This window comes from Streptomyces sp. NPDC029164, assembly GCF_055563995.1.
Genome location: NZ_JBVHWW010000028.1, coordinates 38,283 through 59,035, shown reverse-complemented (window position 1 = coordinate 59,035; position 20,753 = coordinate 38,283). Strand labels below are relative to the sequence as shown.

Genomic DNA, 20,753 nt, shown 5'->3' with positions numbered 1-20,753 from the left:
GGGACAGCCGGCTAAGCCAAGCGACCCACCCACCCCCCCCCCCCCCCCCCCCCCCCCCCCCCCCCCCCCCCCCCCCGGGTCTGCGGAGCCGCTGGTCAGCCGAGCCCGGCGGCCTTCGCCGCGATGTCCGTACGGTGCTGCGACCCGTCCAGCCGGATGCGCGCCACCGCCTTATACGCCTTCTCGCGGGCCTGTGCCAGATCGGAACCGGTCGCCGTCACGGACAGCACGCGGCCACCCGCGCTGACCACCTTGTTGCCCTCGCGCCGGGTCCCGGCGTGCAGCACGTAGGCATCGGGCTCGTCCTCGGCGGCCACCTCGAGCAGGCCCTCGATCGGCTCCCCGGTGCGGGGGGTGTCGGGGTAGTTGTGGGAGGCGATGACCACCGTGACGGCCGCGTCCTCGCTCCAGACGAGCGGCTCCTGGGTGTCCAGGGTGCCGTTGGCGGCGTTCAGCAGCACGCCCGCGAGCGGGGTGCGCAGCCGGGCCAGGACCACCTGGGTCTCGGGGTCGCCGAAGCGGGCGTTGAACTCGATGACCCGCGTACCGCGGCTGGTGATCGCGAGGCCGGCGTAGAGCAGCCCCGAGAAGGGGGTGCCGCGGCGGCGGAGCTCGTCGACGGTGGGCTGGAGGACCAGCTCCATGACCTCGTCGACCAGCTTCGGGTCGGCCCAGGGCAGCGGGGAGTACGCGCCCATGCCGCCGGTGTTCGGGCCCTCGTCGCCGTCCAGGGCACGCTTGAAGTCCTGCGCCGGCTGGAGCGGGACCACGGTGACGCCGTCGGTGATGGCGAAGAGGGAGACCTCGGGGCCGTCGAGGTACTCCTCGATGACGACGCGGTCGCAGCCGAGCGCGTGGGCGCGGGCGGCGGCCAGGTCCTCGGTGACCACGACGCCCTTGCCGGCCGCGAGTCCGTCGTCCTTGACGACGTACGGGGCGCCGAAGGCGTCGAGGGCCTCGTCCACCTCTTCCGGGGTGGTGCAGACATAGCTGCGCGCGGTGGGGACCCCGGCCGCGGCCATCACGTCCTTGGCGAAGGCCTTGGAGCCTTCGAGCCGCGCCGCCTCGGCGGACGGGCCGAAGACGGGGATGCCGGCGGCGCGGACGGCGTCGCCGACCCCGGCGACCAGCGGGGCCTCCGGGCCGACGACGACCAGGTCGGCGCCGAGTCCGGTGGCGAGGGTGGCGACGGCATCGCCGTCGAGGGCGTCGACCGGGCGCAGCGTGGCCACGTCGGCGATCCCGGCGTTGCCGGGAGCGCAGTACAGGGCGGAGACGGCGGGGTCGAGGGACAGAGAGCGGCACAGGGCATGTTCGCGGGCGCCGCCGCCGATGACGAGGACCTTCACGCCGCCCAGGGTAGCCCGGCCGAGGTGGCGCGTTTCGTGCGGCCACCCAATCGGGAGGCGCTACTCATTCGTGTATTCCTCCACAACGGTGGCTCCCAGCTCGCGCACGATCAGGTCGTGTCCGGTCAGGGCGCTCTCGACGAGGTCGGGATCGTCCTCCTCCGCGAAGTCGTCCTCGGGGGCGACCGGCGGGGGCGCCTGCTGTACGGGGGGCTGCGGGGCGGGAGCCGACTGCTGGGGCTGCTGCGGGTACTGGGGCGCGGGGGCCGCCTGCGGGGCGGGCTGCGCCGGCGGCGGGTTGTAGGCGGGGGCCGGCGGGCCGGCGTAGGACGAGGAGGCCTGGGCCATGGGGGCCGGGCCGCCGCCGCCCACCACGGCGTCGATCTTCCAGTTGACCTGGAACTGCTCGGCCAGGACCGCCTTGAGCACGTCCTCGCTGCCGCTGCTGGCGAAGTTGTCGCGGGCTCCGGCGTTGGGGAAGCCCAGCTGGAGGGTGGTGCCGTCGAAGCCGGTGACCTGGGCGTTCTGGCTGAGCAGGATCCAGGTGAAGCGGCGGCGGTTCTTCACGGCCTCCAGGACGTTGGGCCACATCGCCTGGACCTGCCCCGCACCGGCGGCCATGCCGGGGGAGGGGGCGGGGGCCGCGGCGGCCGGGGCGGGTGCGGACGCCGCAGGCGGGGCGACGGGCGCGGGCGCGCCCTGGCCGGGGGCGGACGCGCTGGGCCAGGCACCGGCGGCCGGGGCGGCGGGGGTCGCGGGGGCCGCCGGGGCGGCGGGGGCCGCGGGGGCAGGGGCCGCGGCTCCGGGCCAGGCGCCGGGCGCGCCGCTGCCGGGCTGTGCGGCCCCGGGCCAGGCGCCGGGCGCGGGGGCCGCGGGGGCAGGGGCCGCGGGGGCAGGGGCCGCGGGGGTGGGCGCGGGCGCGGCGGGGGCCTGGGCGGCGGGGGCCGCCTGAGCCGGAGCCTCCGGCTGCGCGGGAGCCCGTACCGGCGCGGGAGCCGGCACCTGGGCGGGCGGCTGGACGGCAGCGGCGGCGCGCGCGGCGGCGACACCCCCACCGGGACCGGCGGGCGCCATGGCGTGCGCCTCGGGTCCGGGCACGTACCCCATGGCGGGCGCGGCCGCGAAGGCGGCGGCCCCGCTGCGCTCCAGGCGGTCGAGCCGGGCCTGGAAGGACCGCTCGTCGTCGAAGGCGGCGGGCAGCAGCACGCGGGCGCAGATCAGCTCCAGCTGCAGCCGCGGCGAGGTCGCGCCGCGCATCTCCGTGAGCCCGGTGTTGACCAGATCGGCGGCGCGCGACAGCTCGGCGGCCCCGAACACGGACGCCTGGGCCTGCATCCGCTCCACCACGTCGGCGGGGGCGTCGATCAGCCCCTTCTTCCCGGCCTCGGGCACGGCGGCCAGGATGACGAGGTCGCGCAGCCGCTCCAGCAGGTCGGCGACGAACCGGCGCGGGTCGTTCCCGCCTTCCACGACCCGGTCGACGACCTCGAAGGCCGCCGCCCCGTCCCCGGCGGCGAAGGCGTCGATGACGGAGTCGAGCAGGGACCCCTCGGTGTACCCGAGCAGGGAGGTCGCCATGGCATACGTCACACCGTCCTCACCGGCGCCGGCGAGCAGCTGGTCCATGACGGACATCGAGTCACGCACGGACCCGGCGCCGGCGCGCACGACGAGCGGCAGCACGCCCTCCTCGACCGTGGCGCCCTCCCGCCCGCAGACCTCGCCCAGGTAGTCCCGCAGGGTGCCGGGCGGTACCAGCCGGAAGGGGTAGTGGTGGGTCCGGGACCGGATGGTCCCGATCACCTTCTCCGGCTCGGTGGTGGCGAAGATGAACTTGAGGTGCTCCGGCGGCTCCTCGACCACCTTCAGCAGGGCGTTGAAGCCCGCCGAGGTGACCATGTGGGCCTCGTCGATGATGTAGATCTTGTAGCGGCTGGACGCCGGCCCGAAGAAGGCCTTCTCGCGCAGGTCACGGGCATCGTCCACACCACCGTGCGAGGCGGCGTCGATCTCGATGACGTCGAGGGACCCCGGCCCGTTCCTGGCGAGGTCACGGCAGGACTGGCACTCCCCGCAGGGGGTCGGAGTGGGACCCTGCTCACAGTTCAGGCACCGGGCGAGGATGCGCGCGCTGGTGGTCTTTCCACACCCGCGCGGCCCGCTGAACAGGTACGCGTGATTGACCCGGTTGTTCCGCAGGGCCTGCATCAGCGGTGCAGTGACATGCTCCTGCCCGATGACCTCGGCGAACGACTCGGGGCGATAGCGGCGGTACAGCGCAAGGGACGACACGTCTACGAGGTTATCCGGGCCCACCGACAACAGCGGCCCGCCGACGCCACGAGGGGCCCCGGGAACGCAAAGCGCCCCCCACGCACCCGCCAGAGCCCACTTACCCTTGCTGCCTTCCGGCCCTGGGGGAGTTGGGTGAGATAGCGCCACGTGAGGGGCTGGCCCCACCCTAGCGGATGGATGCCCCCGGAATCGAGCCGGACCCCGGCCCGCCCTCCCGCCGACGATCACGTTCGCGAGCACCCCTCAACGTCTTGTATTGTTTGCGGCGGAGGATTCGCCTAGTGGCCTAGGGCGCACGCTTGGAAAGCGTGTTGGGGGCAACCCCTCACGAGTTCGAATCTCGTATCCTCCGCCAGTGCCTCACCGGGCACTTGAAGGCCCCGACCGGGAAACCGGCCGGGGCCTTCTGCGTTCGGTGGTCTCCGCGGCCTACCCCTCGTCCTCCCGAGGTCCGCGAGCGCCCGCTCGAACGCGGTACGCCGCACCGGGTCCGGCGTCCCCTGGATGCCCGCCTAGATCTCCGCGATCGTGATGACGCTCGGATAGAGGGCGGGGCTGGAACAGACCGAGCCCAGGCGACGAAGGCGAGCTCGGCATCGAAGTGTCCGCGCTGCTGCTCGGGCAGAGACTCCCGGATCTCCCGGATCGTCCTGAGCGGATGAGGCTCCTCAGGTCTGCGCGGCGGGAGCGGCAGATTCGGGGCCGTGCTCGTGATCGGCTCCTCCACGCTGTGGTCCACGGGCCACGCCTGAAGACCACCCTGGGCCGGACCCTTTGGTTGGGAACCAGCTGAACGCTCGACGTCCCCCGGGGCGGGGGTACTTTCGCCTTGCGCAACGTCCACGCCCACCGGATGGGCCATCCTTGGGCCCGGTGCCGGACTGGCCGAGGTCCGGCCACGGCCCGTTCCCTGGCCGGAGGAGAGGTTTCCGGCGTCCGGATCAACGCCGACAGCCTGGCTGAGCGGTCTCGACGGCTCGCGTCTGGCACGCGTGCTCACGACACGGAACGACACCGCGGCCCCGCCGGAGCCCCGCTCGGTGGGGGAGCCGGCGGACCGCCTTCAGCGGCCGGGGTCGGTGGCACTCGCGCTGCCCCTGCTCACCCTGCCCGACGTGCAGGTGGCCGAGGCCGTGGCAGCGCTCGGTACGACCGCGTCGCGCGAGGCCCTGGCGAAGCTGCTGGGAGCGACGGCAGGCGAGGCCGGCCTCGCGCTGGAAGCGGTCCTGGAGACTCTGGCCGGGCACGCGCCGCTCGGGCTGGACGCACCACTCGCGGAGCTGCTGGCGGACATGACCTCCGACGAGCTGCGCGGCATGTTGGCGGCGCTGGGCATCAAGCCGCCCGGCACCAAACAGCAGCGTATGGCGGCGCTCGTCGCGCACCACAGCGACCCCGACGTCATTGCCGAAGTCGTGGCACGAGCGCCCGCGGTCACACAGAAGCTGCTCACCCACCGGGCAGGGTCTGCGCCGAGGCAGCCGCAGGCCATCTTGTTCGGGACCCCTGGCCCCGTCCCCGAACCGGGGGCGCGATGGGCACTCGACCGGGGACTGCTGATCCAGGACCGCCGCCGCTACGGTCCCGCGCGCATGCCCGTCGAAGTCGCGCTGGCGTTGCGCGGGCCCACTTGGCGCGCCCCCTTCGACCCGCTTCCACCGTCCCCTCAGCTGGTGTCCATCGCCCCTGCCGAGGTGGAGCGGGAGGCCGCAGCCTCGGCCGCGGCGTTGTTGACCCAGGCCGCCTCGGTCCTCTCGGCCTGTTCCTCGGCTCCGCCCGCCAGACTCAAGTCCGGTGGGATCGGCGCGCGTGAGCCGACCCGGATCGGCAAGGCCGCCCATGCCGACGATGCCGTGGTCCGCATCACCCTGGAGGCCGCGTACACGGCCGGGCTGCTGGCCCGGGTCGGCGACCGCGTGGCACCGACCCGGGCATACGACGTCTGGGCGGAACAGGAGCCCGCAGAGCGGCTTGCCACGCTGCTCCAGGCATGGCGCGAGCTGCCGCTCACCGCCTCCCGGGCGCGCGACGAGGACAACAAAGCGCTACCTGCCCTCGCGGGAGCACCGCCCTGTAACGGCTGCCGTCAGGCCCGCCACGGGCTGTTCGCCGCAGCGGCACAGCTCCCGGCGGGTCAGGGGGTGAAGAACGCTTCCGATCTCGGACCGGCGATGGCCTGGCACCGCCCGCTCGCCGACACCTCGCCCACGGACATCACCCCTTTCGCCACGGTGATCCACGAGGCCGAAACGTTCGGAGTGATCGCCCGAGGCGCCCTGTCGGCTCTGGGCGTCCATCTGCTCGCCTACGACGAGGAGGCACTGACCGCCATCTGCCGACGGCTGCTGCCCCCGGCCGCCGAAACCGCCCGGATCGGCGGCGACCTCACCGCCGTCGTCGCCGGCACCCCGGCCGCGCGGGTCGCCATGGTCCTCGATGCCACCGCTGACCGGGAAACCAGTGGCACGGCCTCGGTGTGGCGGTTCAGCTCCGCCAGCATCCGACGGACCCTGGACGCCGGCCGCGCCCCGGGGGACATCGCAGCTGCATCACGGTGATCCGCGCCGCGGCCCGCTCGTCGGCGAGCACGAGCTCGGGCAGGTACCGGCGCACCGGCGCGTCCAGCTCGACCCGGCCCTCCGCGGCCAGGCGCATCAGCGCCCTCGCCGTGTAGGTCTTGGTGACCGAGCCCGGTACGAACGGCGTCCGCTCGTCCACGGGCAGCGGGTTGGCCACGCTCGCCACCCCGTGGCAGGCGCAGGAGGCGCGGCCGGCCGCCCACAGTCCGACGGCGGCGCCCGGAATCCCGCGCCGCCGGGCGCCTTCGGCTAGCCGACGTACGCGTCGAACGCCGGGAAGCAGACGGCGTTGTCCGCGCTGCAGATGTCGGGGCCGCCGCGCTGCGCGACGTCCGCGGAGGGGAGCTCGTACGTCAGCAGGCTCAGCGTCCGGCCCGAGCCGAAGACGGCCGTGGCGTCGCGGACCGGCCCGGCGCCGGGGCCGGGCGTCGCGGAGCCGGCGTACCGGTACGGGCCGTGGCCGCCGTCCACGACGGCGAGGAAGACCGTACGGGTGCCGCTCGCGCCGGACTCGCCGGGGTACGGCCCGCCCTTGGTCACCAGCCGGATCCCGATCCGCGCCCAGAAGGTGGGCAGCGCCCTGCAGGTGAGGTCCGCCCGCTCGCCACGGACCACGGCGAGGCAGTAGTGGCGGTCGTCCGGCATCCAGGCGAACTCGCCCGCGCCGGCCACGGGCTCGCGGTGGATCACGATGACCGAGTCGTCGCCCTGCCCCCTGGCCTCCGGGTGGTGCCGGCGCACCGCTTCCAGCAGCGGGGCGTCGGCGGGAATGACCTGCCCCTCCCCGACCGGCGCGGCCGGCCCGGACGTCGAGGGCGCCTCGGGCGACGACGGCACGGGCGAGGCAGTCGCGGGCGAAGGCGGCACGGACGGCGACGACGGCGCGGCAGACGTCGACGGCGCCGGGCGGTGCTGCGCCACGGTTCGGCGGGCCGCGCGATCCGCGACCCGCCACGCCACGCCCCGCCCCACACGCGCCCCCGCTCAGCCGAAGGAGGGCATCTCCCCGACCGTCGTCGACATGTCGATCACCGCGAAGGCGGCGCCCTGCGGGTCCGTGACCGCCGCGAACCGGCCGAACGGGCTGTCCATCGGCCCGAAGTGCAGCTTCCCGCCGTGCTTCTTCGTCTTCGCGACCGCCTCGTCGCAGTCCGGGACCCCGAAGTAAATCTGGATGTACGACGGGAGCTCCGGCGGGAAGTCCTCGTCCATCTTCATCCGGCCGAGCACCGGGTTCCCGCCGCCGCCGACACTGAAGACCTTGAAGTCCATGTTCGCCATCTCGGGGTCGTCGCCCGGGTCCATCTGCTGGGCGCCGTACGGGAACACCTTCGGAAGGAAGGCGTCCGGCTTGGCCGGCTCCCGGGTGAAGACCTCCGCCCAGGCGTACGAGCCGGCCTCGCCCATCTTCTCGAAGCCCTTGTGCTCGCCCGGCTGCCAGACGCCGAAGACGGCGCCGCTCGGCTCCTTGGCGATCACCATCGTGCCGAAGGCGCCCACCTGCATCGGGCCCATCAGCACCTCGCCGCCGGACGAGGTGATCTTCTCGGCCGTGGCCGCCGCGTCGGGCGAGGCGAAGTACAGACACCACTGGGAGGGGGCGTCGACCCCCGGCATCGGCGGCACGACGGCCGCCACGGCCTTGCCGTCGGAATAGGCCTGCGTGTAGTTGCCGTACTCGCTGCTCGCTTCGCCGAAGGTCCAGCCCAGCACGTCGGCGTAGAAGGTCTTGGCACCCTCCACATCGGCGAACATCGCGTCCACCCAGCACGGCGCGCCCTCGGAGAACTCAGGCATGATCGATCGACTCCTCGACTCGTAGCTGTCGTCCCGTCCCTGTGTCGTACTCACGCTAGGCGGGCGGTGTGCCGACCGCGCGGGGAACGCGCCCACGCGGGACGCTGGTGCCATGGACAAGGACATCACCATCCGGCTGGCGCAGCAGCCGGAGGCCGACGCACTGCTCGGCCGGAGCCCGCTCGCCGCGCTCGTCGGGATGCTGCTGGACCAGCAGGTACCCATGGAGTGGGCGTTCTCGGGGCCCTGGACGATCGCGCGGCGGATGGGCGCAGACGATCTGGACGCGCACGCCATCGCCGCGTACGACCCGGAGGCCTTCGCCGCCCTGCTCTCCGAGAAGCCCGCCGTGCACCGGTATCCGGGGTCGATGGCGACGCGGATCCAGCAGCTGTGCGCGTACCTGGTGGAGCACTACGGCGGGAACGCGGAGGCGGTCTGGGCCGACGCCGGGACGGGCCGGGAGCTGCTGAAGCGGCTCAAGGCACTGCCGGGCTTCGGGGAGCAGAAGGCGCAGATCTTCCTCGCCCTGCTGGGCAAGCGGCTCGGCGTGCGCCCCACGGGGTGGCGGGAGGCCGCGGGCGGGTACGGCCAGGCCAACGTCTACCGTTCGGCGGCCGACATCACGGGCCCGGAGTCGCTGGCCAAAGTACGGGCGCACAAGCAGGAGATGAAGGCCGCCGCCAAGGCCGCGAAGGCCGCCGGCGGGTCCTGACGGGGCCGGGAAAAGGAAGATCCACTTCCCCCGGCGGAACCGTAGATTGAGGCACATGACAGCGAACCTGACCCGCGCCGCCACGGCCGAAGCCATCTACGACGCCCCCGGCAGCCTCATCACCCTGCTCACCGACACCACCGAACTCACGTGCAACACCGCCACCTTCGAGGAGGGCGCGGCCGGGGCTCCGGTGCACTTCCACACCAAGGCCACCGAGTTCTTCCACGTCACCGCCGGGCAGCTCGACGTCCTCGTCGACGACGAGATCCACACCCTGGGCGCGGGCGACTTCATAGCGGTCCCGCCGGGCGTCAAGCACGCTTTCGCCCCCGCGCCCGGCCACAAGGCGAGCGTCTTCGTCGGCTTCACCCCCGGCATGGCCCGCTTCGACTACTACCGGCTCCTCGGCCGGGTCAACGCGGGCGAGGCCACCGTGCAGGACATCAAGGACAGCTCGGCCACCTACGACAACCACTACGCGGAGAGCCCCGTCTGGAGCGGCCGCCGCCGCAGCGCGGAGCCGTAGACCACGTCCGCGTCGAGGCGGCGCAGTTCCTCCGAGATCAGTTCGGCGTTGCTGCGGATCTTCAGGGCCACCCTGCGGTCGACGCTCCCGGGCAGGACCAGGGTGGCCAGCGCGCCCGCGGGCCGGTCCACCCGGATCTCGCCGCCCGTGGTCCGCAGGCTGACCCGGGTGATCACCGGGCCGGGGCTCTCCGCCCGGTCGACCGGCACCCCGAGCCGGTCCTCCAGCCAGCGCGCCAGCAGCTCGGCGCTCACGTTCCCGGCCTCGCTCTCCACCGTCGCGCCCGTCACCGGCAGCGGCTTCTGGTCGAGGGCGGCGGCCAGCAGCGCACGCCACTGGGTCAGCCGGGTCCAGGCCAGGTCGGTGTCGCCGGGCTGGTAGCCCGCGGCCCGCTCGTCGAGCACGGCGACCGGGTCCGCGGCGGCGGACGCGTCGGTGATCCGGCGCTGCGCGAGCGCGCCCAGCGGGTCGCCCGCCAGGTCGGCGGGGGCGTCGGCCGGCCACCACGCCACCACGGGCGCGTCCGGCACGAGCAGCGGCAGTACGACCGAGGCGGTGTGCTCGGTCAGCGCCCCGTGCAGGCGCAGCAGCACGATCTCCCCGGTCCCGGCGTCGGTGCCGACCCGCAGCTCGGCGTCCATCCGGGTGGCGCGGAGCGTGAGCGGGCCGCGCGAGACCCGCTTGATCACCGCGATGATGCGGCACGGGTGCTCGCGCGAGGCCTCGGAGGCCGCGCGCACGGCGTCGTAGGCGTTCTCCTCGTCGGTGACGACGACGAGGGTCAGCACCAGCCCCATGGCGGGGCTGCCTATGGCCCGGCGGGCTTCGAGCAGGGCCCGGTTGACCTTGCTGGACGTGGTGTCGGTGAGTTCGGTCCGCATACGACGAGTCTGTCAGCGCGCACCCGGGTAGCGGCAATCGGTTCGCTCGACTCCGCCTCGAAGCGGGCGCCCGCCCGGGGGTGTCACCGCCGTTTGCGGGCCGTCCCGAAGACGGAGCGCGAGATCTCCCGGCCCAGCTGGGTCCCGATCGACCGCGCCAGTGAGCGGAACAGGCCGCTCCCCACCACCTGTTCGGCCAGTGAGGGATCCGGCTTCGGAGCGCTGCGCGCGGCCCTCGCCGCCTCCTTCTCCGCCTCCTTCTCCGCCTCCTTGGCCTGCTTCTCGGCCTCGGCGGCGGCAGCCGCGGCCTCCGCCTGCGCCTCGGCCGCGGCCTGCTCGGCGCTGATCTTCTCGTACGCCGACTCGCGGTCGACGGGCTCCGCGTAGCGCGACCAGAGCAGCGAGGACTTCACCGCCCGGTCCAGGGCGGCGGGTTCGATCGGCCCCATCAGCGACTGCGGGGCGCGCAGCCGGGTCGCCGCGACCGGGGTCGGAGCGCCCCTCTCGCTGAGCACGGTGATGACCGCCTCGCCGGTCCCCAGCCCGGTGAGCAGCTCCTCCAGGTCGTACGCGGAGTTCGGGAAGGTCTTCACGGTCGCCTTCAGCGCCTTGGCGTCGTCGGGGGTGAAGGCCCTCAGTGCGTGCTGCACCCGGTTGCCGAGCTGGGCGAGCACGTCCGCCGGTACGTCCTTGGGGGTCTGCGTCACGAAGAAGACGCCGATGCCCTTGGAGCGGATGAGGCGCACGGTCTGGGTGATGGAGGTGAGGAAGGCCTTCGAGGCCTCGCTGAACAGCAGGTGCGCCTCGTCGAAGAAGAAGACGAGTTTGGGCTGCTCCAGGTCGCCGACCTCCGGCAGGTCGTTGTAGAGGTCGGCCAGCAGCCACATCAGGAAGGTGGAGAAGAGCTGGGGCTTGTCCTGGACCGCGGGGAGTTCCAGTACGGAGACCAGCCCGCGGCCGTCCGGTGCCGTGCGCAGGAATTCGCTCGTGTCGAACTCCGGCTCTCCGAAGAAGTCCCCGGCGCCCTGCTGCTCGAAGGCGGTCAGCGCCCGCAGGATCACCCCGGCCGTCGCCGCGGACAGTCCGCCGATCCCCTTGAGTTCGGGTTTCCCCTGGTCGGAGACGAGGAAGGCGACGACCGCGCGCAGGTCCTTGAGGTCGATGAGCTCCAGGCCCTTGGTGTCGGCGTAGTGGAAGATCAGGCCGAGGGACTGCTCCTGCGTCTGGTTGAGCTGGAGCACCTTGGACATCAGGACCGGGCCGAAGCTGGTGACGGTGGAGCGGACGGGGATCCCGGGGCCGATCCCGCCGAGGGAGTAGAACTCGCTGGGATACGCGGTCGGCTCCCACTTCTGGGCCACCTCCCGGGCCCGTTCGCCGATCCTCGGGTCGGCCGTGCCGGGCGCCGAGATCCCCGAGACGTCCCCTTTGACGTCCGCGAGGAAGACCGGCACGCCGTGGGCCGACAGCTGCTCGGCGATGAGCTGGAGCGTCTTGGTCTTGCCGGTGCCGGTGGCGCCGGCGACCAGCCCGTGGCGGTTGAGCATCGACAGCGGGATGCGGATCTGACGGTCGGGCAGGCAGCCGCCGTCCCAGAGCAGGGCCCCGAGATCGAGCGCGGGTCCGGTGAAGGCGTACCCGGCGGCGATCTTGTCGGCCGGGCACGTCTGGTCCGCCGGGACGGCGGGGTCGGTGCTCTCGCTCATGGATCACTCCCCAAATAGCACTGTTCGCCACTTTTGCACTACCGCTTCGAGGCTGCGCCCGCAGGCGCGGGCCCGGTAGGCTTTCCGTGTGATCTTCAAGCGCATCGGAAGCGGGCGGCCGTACCCCGACCACGGCAGGGAAACCACCCGGCAGTGGGCGGACGTCGCGCCGCGCCCGGTCCGGCTCGACCAGCTCGTGACGACCAAGGGACAGCTGGACCTCGAAACGCTGCTCGCCGAGGACTCCACCTTCTACGGCGACCTGTTCGCCCATGTCGTGAAGTGGCGGGGCGACCTCTACCTGGAGGACGGGCTGCACCGCGCCGTGCGCGCCGCCCTGCAGCAGCGCCAGGTCCTGCACGCCCGCGTCCTCGAGATGGACTGACGTGTTCGCGTAGATTGCGCCTTTCGGGTCACCATTGACCTATCAGCAGATCATTTAGTAGGCATCGCCACCGGGCCGCACTACGCTGCGCCCATGAGCATGCTCACTCCCCCCGGCATGGGCGGAAAGTACCGCGTCACGGGAGCCGCCTACCCCCGTATGAGCCGCAAGCGGAGCCGTCCTCGGATCGTCCTCGCCATCCTCGGCTCGGTCCTCGCGCTTGCCCTGGTCGGCTACGGGGCAATGCAGCTCATCGACGTGTTCCGCGGCGACAGCCCCAAGCGGAATACGGCTGCGGGTGCCAAGGACTGCCCGACGACACCTCCCAAGGGCGCGGCCAAGGGCGGCCCCGAGGCCGCCTCCACCGCCTCGGCCGCCGCGAAACCCGCGGTCGTGCTCCCGCCGCCCGGCGAGATCACGGTCAACGTCTACAACGCGACCCCGCGCGCCGGCCTGGCCAAGGCCGTCGGCGACGAACTGGCCAAACGCGGCTTCGTCATCGGCCACGTCGGCAACGCCCCGGCCGACTTCGACAAGAAGGTCCCCGGCACCGGGATACTGCTGGGCTCCCCGACGACGGACAAGGCCGCCTACTCCGTACTGGGCACTCAGCTCGCCGGCACCACCCAGCAGACCGACACCCGCGAAGGCGCGGACATCGACCTGATCCTGGGCGACGCCTTCAAGGAGCTCAGTACGAAGGAGGACGCGGACAAGGCGCTGGCCGTCCTGGCCAACCCCGTGCCCGCGCCCGCCACATGCTGAACGCCTGAACCGCGTACCGGCGCACCGGCCTGCCGCTCCAGCGCTCCACCGATGGAGTGCTGGAGTGCGGCGGCCGCCGGCCGCCGGACGGCTATTCGGCCGAGCCGTACATGCGGTCGCCCGCGTCGCCCAGCCCCGGCACGATGTAGCCGTGCTCGTTGAGCCGCTCGTCCACCGCGGCCGTCACCACGGTCACCGGCGTGCCCGCCAGCTCGCGCTCCATGATCTCGACGCCCTCGGGCGCCGCCAGCAGCACCACGGCGGTGACGTCGTCGGCGCCGCGCTTGATCAGCTCCTGGATCGCCGCGACGAGCGTGCCGCCGGTGGCGAGCATCGGGTCGACGACGTAGACCTGGCGCCCGGAGAGGTCCTCCGGCATGCGGGTCGCGTACGTGGAGGCCTCCAGGGTCTCCTCGTTGCGGACCATGCCCAGGAAGCCCACCTCGGCGGTCGGCAGCAGTCGCACCATGCCGTCGAGCATGCCCAGGCCGGCCCGCAGGATCGGCACGACCAGCGGGCGCGGGTGGGACAGCTTCACGCCGGTGGTCGGGGCGACCGGCGTCTCGATGTCGGCCTGCTCGGTGCGCACGTCGCGGGTGGCCTCGTACGCGAGCAGGGTGACCAGCTCGTCGGCGAGCCGCCGGAAGGTGGCGGAGTCGGTGCGCTTGTCGCGCAGGGTGGTGAGTTTGTGCGCCACCAAGGGGTGATCGACGACCTGCAAACGCACAACATCCTCCAAAACTGAGCCTGCGACCAGCAAAAACGGCCGCACGACGCGACCTGCACCCAAAAGGCTACGCGGTGACGCGGCCCCTTCGCGTCCGCAGCGGCTGCCACGCCCGCAGCGGCCTGCGGATGCGACCCGCGCGGACGCCCAGCACGCTGGACGGATGAGCAACGCACCGGTGATCGCAGCCGTCGACGGGTCCGAACACAGCCTCAGGGCCCTGGAGTGGGCGAGGGCCGCAGCCGTCCGGCACGGTACGGAGCTGATGATCGCCCATGTTCTGCCCGACCACGCGCAGTTGTATGCCGGCCGCCGGGCGGCCCTGCACGACGCCTCGCAGCCGGAGGAGTTCGCCGACCCCGTGAAGGACTGGGTACGGGCCCTGCTGGGCGGCGGCCCCGAGCTGCCCGAGGGGGTCCGGTACGAGGCCCTGGAGGGCTCCGTACCCGAGGCGCTGCGGGTGATCGGCGCGGGGGCCCTGATGCTGGTGATGGGCTCCCGGGGGCGCGGCGGCTTCGCCGCCCTGCTGCTCGGTTCGAGCAGCAGGGCGGTCGCGTCGACGGCCCCGTGCCCGGTGGTGGTGGTCCCGCACGCGGAGCGCAACGCCGGGGCGGCGGCCTCCGAGGAGTCCGCCGGGCGCGTGGTGCTCGGGCTGCACGCCGCCGAGACGCCCGACGACGTCCTGTCCTTCGCCTTCGCGGAGGCGGCCGTGCGGGGGACCACCGTCCAGGTGGTCTCCGCGTACGCCGTCCCGCCCGCGCCGGCCCTGGTGATCGACCGGCCCTTCGAGGTGATCCCGCCGGAGGGGCTCGCCGACGAGGGGGACGGCGTACCGGCCGAGCGGGAGATGCTCCGCTCCCAGACCGCGCGGCTGGCGCCCCTGCGCACGCGCTACCCGGACGTCCCCGTCGAGCAGGCCGCGGTCCCCGGCGACCCGGCGGGCCGGCTGGTCGACGCCTCGCGGTCGGCGGCCCTGGTCGTGGTCGGCCGCCACCACCCGCGGCGCACCGCCATGTCCCTGCAGATCGGCTCGGTGGCCCATGCGGTACTGCACCACGCGCACGGCCCGGTGGCGATCGTCCCGACCCTCAAGGACGACGCCTGACCTGCACAGGGGTGGCATCAAACGCCCCGTCCGGGGGAAGGTGGGTGCAGGGGGAAACGACCGACCAGCCCAGGGTGGTGGCCGATGCCCGACACGCAGCCGAGCGACGATGCGCCGGAGACCGCGGCCCAGCGCCGAGCACGCCGCGCGCAGTTCCTGCGCGACCTGATGGAGGCCCGCGCCCTGCGCGACCGCGTCCAGCCCCGCCGAGCCCGCGCAGCCCGCATGCGCCAACAGATGCGCATGCGCACCTTCCGCTGGTAAATCCAGCCTCGCCGCCCCATCCAGCCCTGTCGCCCCATCCAGCCCGGCCGCCCCCCGTCCAGCCCCGCCGCCCCATCCAGCCCCGCCGGCGTGTGAGGCGCCGGGTCCGGAGCGGTGCCCCGGGGTAGCCGGCCGCAGGCCCGGCGCGCCGCGACACGGCCGAGCCGTACCGCCCGCCGCGCACCCCCCGGCACGGCCCCGCCGCCCCGCCCCCACAACCCCGCAAGCCCCCCGCAGGGACACGGCACGGCACGACGCAAGCGCCGAAGACCTCTCGCAAAGCCGCTGTTTCTGCCACGATGCCGATTGGGCGGGGCACGAACGGCGAGCACGCGGCCGTTGCGGCCCCAACCTCCGGCCGGGGGGACCTCCAACCGGCACGCCTAAGACCAGTGGGAGAGTCACGGTGTATTTCGCCGCACTGCTCGCGCGCACCGAAGACGGGTGGGAAGCGAGCGACATGGAACTCGACAACGTCGAGTCCCTCAGTGATCTGATCGATCTCGCCCGTTCCGCCGCTGTCGACGACGACACGGTGGTCGCCCTCATCGAGCAGGAGGACGCCTGGTTCGGCGTCGTCCGCGTGGACGGCGAGGAGGACCCGCGGTATTTCGTATCGAACGCCTCCGTGGCCGCCCGCAGCTCCTACGGCTCGATGCTGACCAAAGAGCTGCTGGGCAGCGACGAGGAGGACGACGAACTCGACGAGCTGGACCTGGACGGCACCGAAGACGGCGAGGAGGACGCCATCGCCGCCTACACGGACGAGGACGCCGACGAGGACGGGGCGGGCGGGACCGGAGCGGAGCCGGTACCGGCCGGCCCGCTCGGCGACCCCCTGCTGCTGGACGACCTCGGGGTGACCAACAAACAACTGATGACCCTGGACGGGGACGCCCTCTCGGAGATCGCCGAGTCCCTCGGCGCCACCGAGGTCCTGGAGGCCGTCCGCTAGTGATCCGCACGCGCGACACGCACACCACCGATCCCGTACGGGACCCGTGGCGGGACTCCATGCGCCTGGCGCTCCAGGAGGCCGCCCGGGCGGTGCCGGCCGGCGATGTGCCGGTCGGCGCCGTCGTGCTGGGCCCGGACGGGGAAATCCTCGCCACCGGGTACAACGAACGCGAGGCGACCGGCGACCCCACGGCGCACGCCGAGGTCGTGGCGCTGCGCCGGGCGGCCGCCGCGCGCGGCGAATGGCGGCTTCCGGGGTGCACCCTCGTGGTGACCCTGGAGCCGTGCGTGATGTGCGCGGGCGCGCTCGTGCAGTCGCGCGTCGCCCGCGTCGTCTACGGCGCGGACGACGAGAAGGCGGGCGCGGCCGGGTCCCTGTGGGACCTCGTACGGGACCGCCGGCTCAACCACCGCCCCGAGGTGGTCCGCGGCGTCCTCGCCGAAGAGTGCGCCCGACAGCTGACGGACTTCTTCCGTGAGCTGTGACGGCGGGCACGCGGATACGGATTTCGGCGCACGGGCCACCTTGGGCTAAGCTCTCTCTCGGTAGCGTGTCCGAGCGGCCGAAGGAGCACGCCTCGAAAGCGTGTGATGGTGCAAGCTATCCGTGGGTTCAAATCCCACCGCTACCGCTCTGAACGAGAGCCCCGCCCCGCAAGGGTCGGGGCTCTCGGCGTTCGGGCCCTCGGCGTTCGGGGCGCTCCCGTCCGGCGGACAGCCGCGTGACCGCCCGCCCCTTCGGCCGTTGTCACGGCATGACCAAGACCCAGCGCATCCTCGCCGCCATCGCCCTCGCGGGGGCCGCCGCGGGCCTCGCCGCACCCGCCGCCTCGGCCGCCCCAATCGCCCCCCTCGCCCTCCCGGACCTGCCGACGGCCGCGCCCGGGATTCCGGCGGGGGCCCAGCCCACTTCCGTCTCGGAGATCGGGTCGAAGCTCAGCGAGGGTGCGAACCAGCTCAACGCGCTGATGGAGGTGCCGAACCAGCTGTACCCCGTGATCGCCCCCGTGGAGCCCGTGCTGGGACTGGCCGGCGGCATCGAGTAGTCCCGTACGACACGTCGAAGGCCCCGACCGGGGTCGGGGCCTTCGACGTGTGGGACGGGGGAAGTGGCATCGGGGGGACAAAGCCACTTCCCCCGACGAGGACGGACCTGCCAGTCCGGGCCGCGGTCAGGGGGAAGCTCGCGGCTCGGACCCCGCGGTGAGGTCCTGTCCCTCACCCACCGATTTCCTGCCAGAACCGGTGGGCTCACCCCCATCCTGCGCCCGCCACAACCCCCGACACAGCGGCAAAGGACCCGGAGTGCCGGGTCATTGGTCCTTAAAGGACACGTCAGTGCCCAATCTTGACCGGTTAGACTCACCCGACTCGCAAGGACCGGTTGGGGAGGCCGCCCGCTCGTGGACACCAGGAAACTCATCACGGGTGCCCTCACCGTGTTCGTCCTCTTCGTGATCATCACCCAGCCGAAGAGGGCGGCCGAGATGGTGGAAATAGGCTTCCAGGGGATATCGGATGCCGCATCCGGCATCGGCGAGTTCATGACCGAACTGGTGCGCTGACCCCGTACGCTGAAGCGGTTCCCGGAATTCCGGCCCCCCACTCCGACGGGTGGGGGGTTTTTGCATACCCATCACTGAGCATATTGCCCTGATATGCCCAACTTGCCCTCAACACGGCGTTATACGGTACTTGCACACAGTGCACATCTCTTGTGATGCTATGACCGCTTTTGACGGATGAGTTGACTGAAGGGGTGGCGTGACCGTGCCGGCCAGTACTGCGCCTCAAGTGCCACCCCAGCAGGACCCCCAGGTGCCGATCCAGCAAGAGCCCCGCCAGGAATCCGGCCAGGGAACCGGTCAGGCGTCCGGTCAGGAGCCGGGGCGCGAGCCGGGGCGGGAATCCCGCCCGGAAGCCCTGCGGGAAGCTCCCCGGGAAGCCCGCCCGGAGCCCCTCATCGAGCCCCGCCAGGAGCCGCCCGAGGAACCCCCGGCCCCACCGAGACCCCCGAGCCGGGGCGCGGACACCCGGGCCCTCACCCAGGTCCTCTTCGGCCAGCTGAAGGGACTGGAGCCGGGCACCAGCGAGCACACCCGGGTGCGCGGGGCCCTCATCGAGGCCAACCTCCCGCTCGTCCGGTACGCGGCCGCCCGCTTCCGCAGCCGCAACGAGCCGATGGAGGACGTGGTCCAGGTCGGCACCATCGGCCTGATCAACGCCATCGACCGCTTCGACCCGGACCGCGGCGTGCAGTTCCCGACCTTCGCGATGCCGACCGTCGTGGGCGAGATCAAGCGGTACTTCCGCGACAACGTCCGCACCGTCCACGTACCGCGCCGCCTCCACGAACTGTGGGTCCAGGTCAACGCCGCCACCGAGGACCTCACCACGCTGCACGGGCGCACCCCGACCACCCCGGAGATCGCCGAACGCCTGCGCATCACCGAGGACGAGGTGCTGTCCTGCATCGAGGCCGGGCGCAGCTACCACGCGACCTCGCTGGAGGCCGCCCAGGAGGGCGACGGCATGCCCGGGCTGCTGGACCGGCTCGGCTACGAGGACCCGGAGCTGGCCGGGGTCGAGCACCGCGACCTCGTCCGCCACCTCCTCGTACAACTGCCCGAGCGCGAACAGCGGATCCTGCTCCTGCGGTACTACAACAACCTGACGCAGTCACAGATCAGCGCCGAGCTCGGGGTCTCCCAGATGCACGTCTCGCGGCTGCTCGCCCGGAGCTTCGCCCGACTGAGATCCGCAAACAGGATCGAGGCGTAACCGTAACGAGTGGAGATCATCCGCACGTTTCCCGACAGATCGGGCTGATCGCCTTCCGGGCGCTCCTGTCGCTGGAGATATATGTCGACTTGGCGCTACAGCGTGTTGCCGACATGTGACATTCTGCTTGAACCGCGTTTGCCGCAGCCCCGCCTCCGGTATTCAGGTGGAGGCTGCGTTCCTCCGACGGGCGCGCCGTACGCGACCGTCCGCGACCTCAAGGGGGTGGCATGTCCGTAGACCAGGGCAGCTCCAAGGTGCTCACACTCGTCAAGAGCGTGACGCCGCCGGCAGTGTCCGACCGCTCGGAAGCCATCGACACCCGCACCCTCTCCCGCTCCCTCTTCCAGCGACTCGCCGCCCTGGACGCGGACAGCCCCGAACGGGCGTACGTACGCGACACCCTGATCGAGCTGAACCTGCCCCTTGTGCGGTACGCCGCGGCCCGCTTCCGCAGCCGCAACGAGCCGATGGAGGACATCGTCCAGGTCGGCACCATCGGCCTGATCAAGGCGATCGACCGGTTCGACTGCGAACGCGGCGTGGAGTTTCCGACGTTCGCGATGCCGACCGTCGTGGGCGAGATCAAACGATTCTTTAGGGACACCTCCTGGTCCGTCCGCGTCCCGCGGCGGCTCCAGGAGCTGCGCCTGGCGCTGACCAAGGCCAGCGACGAGCTCGCCCAGAAGCTGGACCGCTCGCCGACCGTGCCGGAGCTCGCCGCCGTGCTCGGGGTCTCGGAGGAGGACGTGGTCGACGGTCTCGCCGTCGGCAACGCCTACACCGCCTCCTCGCTCGACTCGCCCTCCCCGGAGGACGAGGGCGGCGAGGGCTCGCTCGCGGACCGCCTCGGTTACGAGGACACCGCGCTCGAAGGCGTCGAGTACCGCGAGTCCCTGAAGCCGCTGCTCGCCAAACTCCCGCCCCGGGAGCGGCAGATCATCATGCTGCGCTTCTTCGCGAACATGACGCAGTCGCAGATCGGCGAGGAGGTCGGCATCTCCCAGATGCACGTCTCCCGGCTGCTGACCCGTACCCTCGCGCAGCTGCGCGCGGGTCTCATCGGAGAGTGACCGGGCGCCGCCCGCTTCCCAATTGACGTTCCGTCAGGAAAACTGGCGCGATGCGAAAGGGATCGCGAGCGGCCACCGCCCTCCTCGCCCTGTGCTGCACGGCCGTCGCCGGCCTCACCGGCTGCGGCGGCCCGGCGCGGGACGGCTACGTCGCCGTGGGCGCCGCGGCCCCGGGCCCCGAACGGGGCGCGGGGCAGAACGTGGCGCCGCGGGGAGGCGTGGAGTTCCAGCAGCTCGGCGGTCCGTCCGCGGCGGGCGGATCCTCCGCGCCTTCCGGTACGTCGTCCGGTATGCCGTCCGGTACGTCGGCCCAGACTCCCGGATCCGGACTTCCGGGCGGCTTCACCCCGGGCGGAGCCGCGGGCACCGCCCCCGGCGGCTCCGCGGGCGCCCCCGGCGCCCCGGCCGGTCCCGGGCGGACCCCGCCGGCGGCGGGCACGCCGAACGCTCCGGGGACTCCGTCGACCTCGCCCACCGGCCCGGGCGGCCCGTCCGCCAAGCCCGGCACCACGCCCCCGGCCCCGCCCACGACCCCGGCGCAACTGACGCTGTCGGCGCCGACCAGGGCGGCCGCGGCCGACCGCTGGTGCGAGCGGGTCACGGTCACCTTCACGAACACCGGCACGACGGCGGCCCGCGCGGGCACGGTCAGCTTCGCGACGCACATCATCGGCGCGCTCGGCATCGACTGGGCCACGATCACCACGACCCAGCCGCTGCCGGCGCCCCTCGCGGGCGGAGCCTCGAAGACGCAGACCTACACCGTGTGCGTGGAGGCCTGGCGGGTGCCGCTGGGCATGCACGTGGACACCCGGAACGTCACCGCCACCTGGAGCTGAGGCCGG

The 20,753-nt window shown here is 72.8% G+C and carries 22 protein-coding genes, 2 tRNA genes and 1 other RNA gene; 16 read left to right on the top strand and 9 right to left on the bottom strand.

Features of this window, described 5'->3' with window-relative positions; genetic code table 11:
• Window positions 1–95 precede the first annotated feature (95 nt).
• The 3 genes from purD to ffs all read right to left on the bottom strand — a co-directional run bounded on the left by purD (window position 96) and on the right by ffs (window position 3,804).
• Window positions 96–1,349 (bottom strand): phosphoribosylamine--glycine ligase, encoded by a 1,254-nt coding sequence (purD, locus tag ACZ4VT_RS25700; protein ID WP_467953028.1) that lies wholly within the window; start codon window positions 1,347–1,349, stop codon window positions 96–98.
• 60 nt (window positions 1,350–1,409) lie between these two features.
• Window positions 1,410–3,641, bottom strand: coding sequence for a DNA polymerase III subunit gamma and tau (locus tag ACZ4VT_RS25695; RefSeq protein ID WP_467953026.1), 2,232 nt, complete (start codon window positions 3,639–3,641; stop codon window positions 1,410–1,412).
• A gap of 64 nt (window positions 3,642–3,705) precedes the next feature.
• An RNA gene (gene ffs, locus ACZ4VT_RS25690) (signal recognition particle sRNA small type) lies at window positions 3,706–3,804 on the bottom strand.
• A 107-nt stretch (window positions 3,805–3,911) separates the two neighbouring features.
• Here ffs and ACZ4VT_RS25685 point away from each other — a divergent pair.
• Window positions 3,912–3,999 (top strand) — tRNA-Ser (locus tag ACZ4VT_RS25685).
• Window positions 4,000–4,636: 637 nt separating this feature from the next.
• On the top strand, window positions 4,637–6,202 hold the full coding sequence (locus ACZ4VT_RS25680) for a helicase-associated domain-containing protein (protein WP_467953024.1): 1,566 nt from the start codon (window positions 4,637–4,639) through the stop codon (window positions 6,200–6,202).
• On the opposite strand, the gene ACZ4VT_RS25675 is transcribed toward ACZ4VT_RS25680, so the two are convergent.
• From ACZ4VT_RS25675 to ACZ4VT_RS25665, 3 genes are all read right to left on the bottom strand, one after another.
• The gene (locus tag ACZ4VT_RS25675; RefSeq protein WP_467953106.1) at window positions 6,129–6,428 is read right to left on the bottom strand and encodes a serine hydrolase; all 300 of its coding nucleotides are present in this window, start codon (window positions 6,426–6,428) and stop codon (window positions 6,129–6,131) included. The genes ACZ4VT_RS25680 and ACZ4VT_RS25675 overlap by 74 nt on opposite strands.
• 44 nt (window positions 6,429–6,472) lie before the next feature.
• Window positions 6,473–7,060 carry a hypothetical protein gene (locus tag ACZ4VT_RS25670; protein ID WP_467953022.1) on the bottom strand — a complete coding sequence of 196 codons (588 nt, stop codon included), beginning with the start codon at window positions 7,058–7,060 and terminating at the stop codon, window positions 6,473–6,475.
• Between the two features lie 147 nt (window positions 7,061–7,207).
• Window positions 7,208–8,020 (bottom strand): VOC family protein, encoded by an 813-nt coding sequence (locus tag ACZ4VT_RS25665; protein WP_467953020.1) that lies wholly within the window; start codon window positions 8,018–8,020, stop codon window positions 7,208–7,210.
• Window positions 8,021–8,132: 112 nt separating this feature from the next.
• Here ACZ4VT_RS25665 and ACZ4VT_RS25660 point away from each other — a divergent pair, with 112 nt between their 5' ends.
• Together ACZ4VT_RS25660 and ACZ4VT_RS25655 are read left to right on the top strand one after the other, a co-directional pair.
• Window positions 8,133–8,735, top strand: coding sequence for an HhH-GPD-type base excision DNA repair protein (locus ACZ4VT_RS25660; protein ID WP_467953018.1), 603 nt, complete (start codon window positions 8,133–8,135; stop codon window positions 8,733–8,735).
• Window positions 8,736–8,790: 55 nt separating this feature from the next.
• Window positions 8,791–9,264: a cupin domain-containing protein gene (locus tag ACZ4VT_RS25655; protein ID WP_467953016.1), complete on the top strand. Its 474-nt coding sequence runs from the start codon at window positions 8,791–8,793 to the stop codon at window positions 9,262–9,264.
• On the opposite strand, the gene opcA is transcribed toward ACZ4VT_RS25655, so the two are convergent.
• Together opcA and ACZ4VT_RS25645 are read right to left on the bottom strand one after the other, a co-directional pair.
• The gene (opcA, locus tag ACZ4VT_RS25650; protein ID WP_467953014.1) at window positions 9,213–10,145 is read right to left on the bottom strand and encodes a glucose-6-phosphate dehydrogenase assembly protein OpcA; all 933 of its coding nucleotides are present in this window, start codon (window positions 10,143–10,145) and stop codon (window positions 9,213–9,215) included. The genes ACZ4VT_RS25655 and opcA overlap by 52 nt on opposite strands.
• A gap of 83 nt (window positions 10,146–10,228) precedes the next feature.
• Window positions 10,229–11,851, bottom strand: a complete 1,623-nt coding sequence (locus tag ACZ4VT_RS25645; protein WP_467953012.1) for a helicase HerA-like domain-containing protein — start codon at window positions 11,849–11,851, stop codon at window positions 10,229–10,231.
• A gap of 88 nt (window positions 11,852–11,939) precedes the next feature.
• Between ACZ4VT_RS25645 and ACZ4VT_RS25640 the strand changes: the two genes are divergently transcribed.
• Together ACZ4VT_RS25640 and ACZ4VT_RS25635 are read left to right on the top strand one after the other, a co-directional pair.
• Window positions 11,940–12,236, top strand: a complete 297-nt coding sequence (locus tag ACZ4VT_RS25640; protein ID WP_030010424.1) for a type II toxin-antitoxin system VapB family antitoxin — start codon at window positions 11,940–11,942, stop codon at window positions 12,234–12,236.
• Between the two features lie 93 nt (window positions 12,237–12,329).
• Window positions 12,330–13,001, top strand: a complete 672-nt coding sequence (locus tag ACZ4VT_RS25635) for a LytR C-terminal domain-containing protein (RefSeq protein WP_467953010.1) — start codon at window positions 12,330–12,332, stop codon at window positions 12,999–13,001.
• A gap of 91 nt (window positions 13,002–13,092) precedes the next feature.
• On the opposite strand, the gene upp is transcribed toward ACZ4VT_RS25635, so the two are convergent.
• Window positions 13,093–13,728, bottom strand: a complete 636-nt coding sequence (gene upp / locus ACZ4VT_RS25630) for a uracil phosphoribosyltransferase (RefSeq protein ID WP_030010426.1) — start codon at window positions 13,726–13,728, stop codon at window positions 13,093–13,095.
• A gap of 163 nt (window positions 13,729–13,891) precedes the next feature.
• On the opposite strand from upp, the gene ACZ4VT_RS25625 reads away from it, so the two are divergent.
• The 10 genes from ACZ4VT_RS25625 to ACZ4VT_RS25580 all read left to right on the top strand — a co-directional run bounded on the left by ACZ4VT_RS25625 (window position 13,892) and on the right by ACZ4VT_RS25580 (window position 20,747).
• Entirely contained in the window at window positions 13,892–14,833 is a 942-nt protein-coding gene (locus tag ACZ4VT_RS25625; RefSeq protein WP_467953008.1) for a universal stress protein, read from the top strand.
• Between the two features lie 84 nt (window positions 14,834–14,917).
• Complete coding sequence (locus ACZ4VT_RS25620) at window positions 14,918–15,097, top strand: hypothetical protein (RefSeq protein ID WP_030027564.1); 180 nt, start codon at window positions 14,918–14,920, stop codon at window positions 15,095–15,097.
• A gap of 406 nt (window positions 15,098–15,503) precedes the next feature.
• On the top strand, window positions 15,504–16,052 hold the full coding sequence (locus ACZ4VT_RS25615; protein ID WP_362802622.1) for a tRNA adenosine deaminase-associated protein: 549 nt from the start codon (window positions 15,504–15,506) through the stop codon (window positions 16,050–16,052).
• A 59-nt stretch (window positions 16,053–16,111) separates the two neighbouring features.
• Window positions 16,112–16,540, top strand: coding sequence for a tRNA adenosine(34) deaminase TadA (gene tadA, locus ACZ4VT_RS25610; RefSeq protein WP_362802796.1), 429 nt, complete (start codon window positions 16,112–16,114; stop codon window positions 16,538–16,540).
• Between the two features lie 59 nt (window positions 16,541–16,599).
• Window positions 16,600–16,686 (top strand) — tRNA-Ser (locus tag ACZ4VT_RS25605).
• Between the two features lie 123 nt (window positions 16,687–16,809).
• Window positions 16,810–17,100 (top strand): hypothetical protein, encoded by a 291-nt coding sequence (locus tag ACZ4VT_RS25600; protein WP_467953005.1) that lies wholly within the window; start codon window positions 16,810–16,812, stop codon window positions 17,098–17,100.
• Window positions 17,101–17,457: 357 nt separating this feature from the next.
• A complete protein-coding gene (locus ACZ4VT_RS25595; protein WP_199808029.1) occupies window positions 17,458–17,619 on the top strand; it encodes a hypothetical protein in 162 nt (53 codons plus the stop codon).
• A 397-nt stretch (window positions 17,620–18,016) separates the two neighbouring features.
• Window positions 18,017–18,835 carry an RNA polymerase sigma factor SigF gene (locus tag ACZ4VT_RS25590; RefSeq protein ID WP_467953104.1) on the top strand — a complete coding sequence of 273 codons (819 nt, stop codon included), beginning with the start codon at window positions 18,017–18,019 and terminating at the stop codon, window positions 18,833–18,835.
• 230 nt (window positions 18,836–19,065) lie between these two features.
• Entirely contained in the window at window positions 19,066–19,908 is an 843-nt protein-coding gene (locus tag ACZ4VT_RS25585; RefSeq protein ID WP_319733636.1) for an RNA polymerase sigma factor SigF, read from the top strand.
• A 50-nt stretch (window positions 19,909–19,958) separates the two neighbouring features.
• Complete coding sequence (locus tag ACZ4VT_RS25580; protein WP_467953002.1) at window positions 19,959–20,747, top strand: hypothetical protein; 789 nt, start codon at window positions 19,959–19,961, stop codon at window positions 20,745–20,747.
• Window positions 20,748–20,753 lie beyond the last annotated feature (6 nt).

What these genes read in the sequence shown, in the direction of transcription:
- ACZ4VT_RS25665 (WP_467953020.1), bottom strand. Translation starts at nt 8,020, where the DNA reads ATGCCTGAGTTCTCCGAGGGCGCGCCGTGCTGGGTGGACGCGATGTTC.
- ACZ4VT_RS25660 (WP_467953018.1), top strand. Translation starts at nt 8,133, where the DNA reads ATGGACAAGGACATCACCATCCGGCTGGCGCAGCAGCCGGAGGCCGAC.
- ACZ4VT_RS25655 (WP_467953016.1), top strand. Translation starts at nt 8,791, where the DNA reads ATGACAGCGAACCTGACCCGCGCCGCCACGGCCGAAGCCATCTACGAC.
- opcA (WP_467953014.1), bottom strand. Translation starts at nt 10,145, where the DNA reads ATGCGGACCGAACTCACCGACACCACGTCCAGCAAGGTCAACCGGGCC.
- ACZ4VT_RS25645 (WP_467953012.1), bottom strand. Translation starts at nt 11,851, where the DNA reads ATGAGCGAGAGCACCGACCCCGCCGTCCCGGCGGACCAGACGTGCCCG.
- ACZ4VT_RS25635 (WP_467953010.1), top strand. Translation starts at nt 12,330, where the DNA reads ATGAGCATGCTCACTCCCCCCGGCATGGGCGGAAAGTACCGCGTCACG.
- ACZ4VT_RS25625 (WP_467953008.1), top strand. Translation starts at nt 13,892, where the DNA reads ATGAGCAACGCACCGGTGATCGCAGCCGTCGACGGGTCCGAACACAGC.
- ACZ4VT_RS25620 (WP_030027564.1), top strand. Translation starts at nt 14,918, where the DNA reads ATGCCCGACACGCAGCCGAGCGACGATGCGCCGGAGACCGCGGCCCAG.
- tadA (WP_362802796.1), top strand. Translation starts at nt 16,112, where the DNA reads ATGCGCCTGGCGCTCCAGGAGGCCGCCCGGGCGGTGCCGGCCGGCGAT.
- ACZ4VT_RS25600 (WP_467953005.1), top strand. Translation starts at nt 16,810, where the DNA reads ATGACCAAGACCCAGCGCATCCTCGCCGCCATCGCCCTCGCGGGGGCC.
- ACZ4VT_RS25585 (WP_319733636.1), top strand. Translation starts at nt 19,066, where the DNA reads ATGTCCGTAGACCAGGGCAGCTCCAAGGTGCTCACACTCGTCAAGAGC.
- ACZ4VT_RS25580 (WP_467953002.1), top strand. Translation starts at nt 19,959, where the DNA reads ATGCGAAAGGGATCGCGAGCGGCCACCGCCCTCCTCGCCCTGTGCTGC.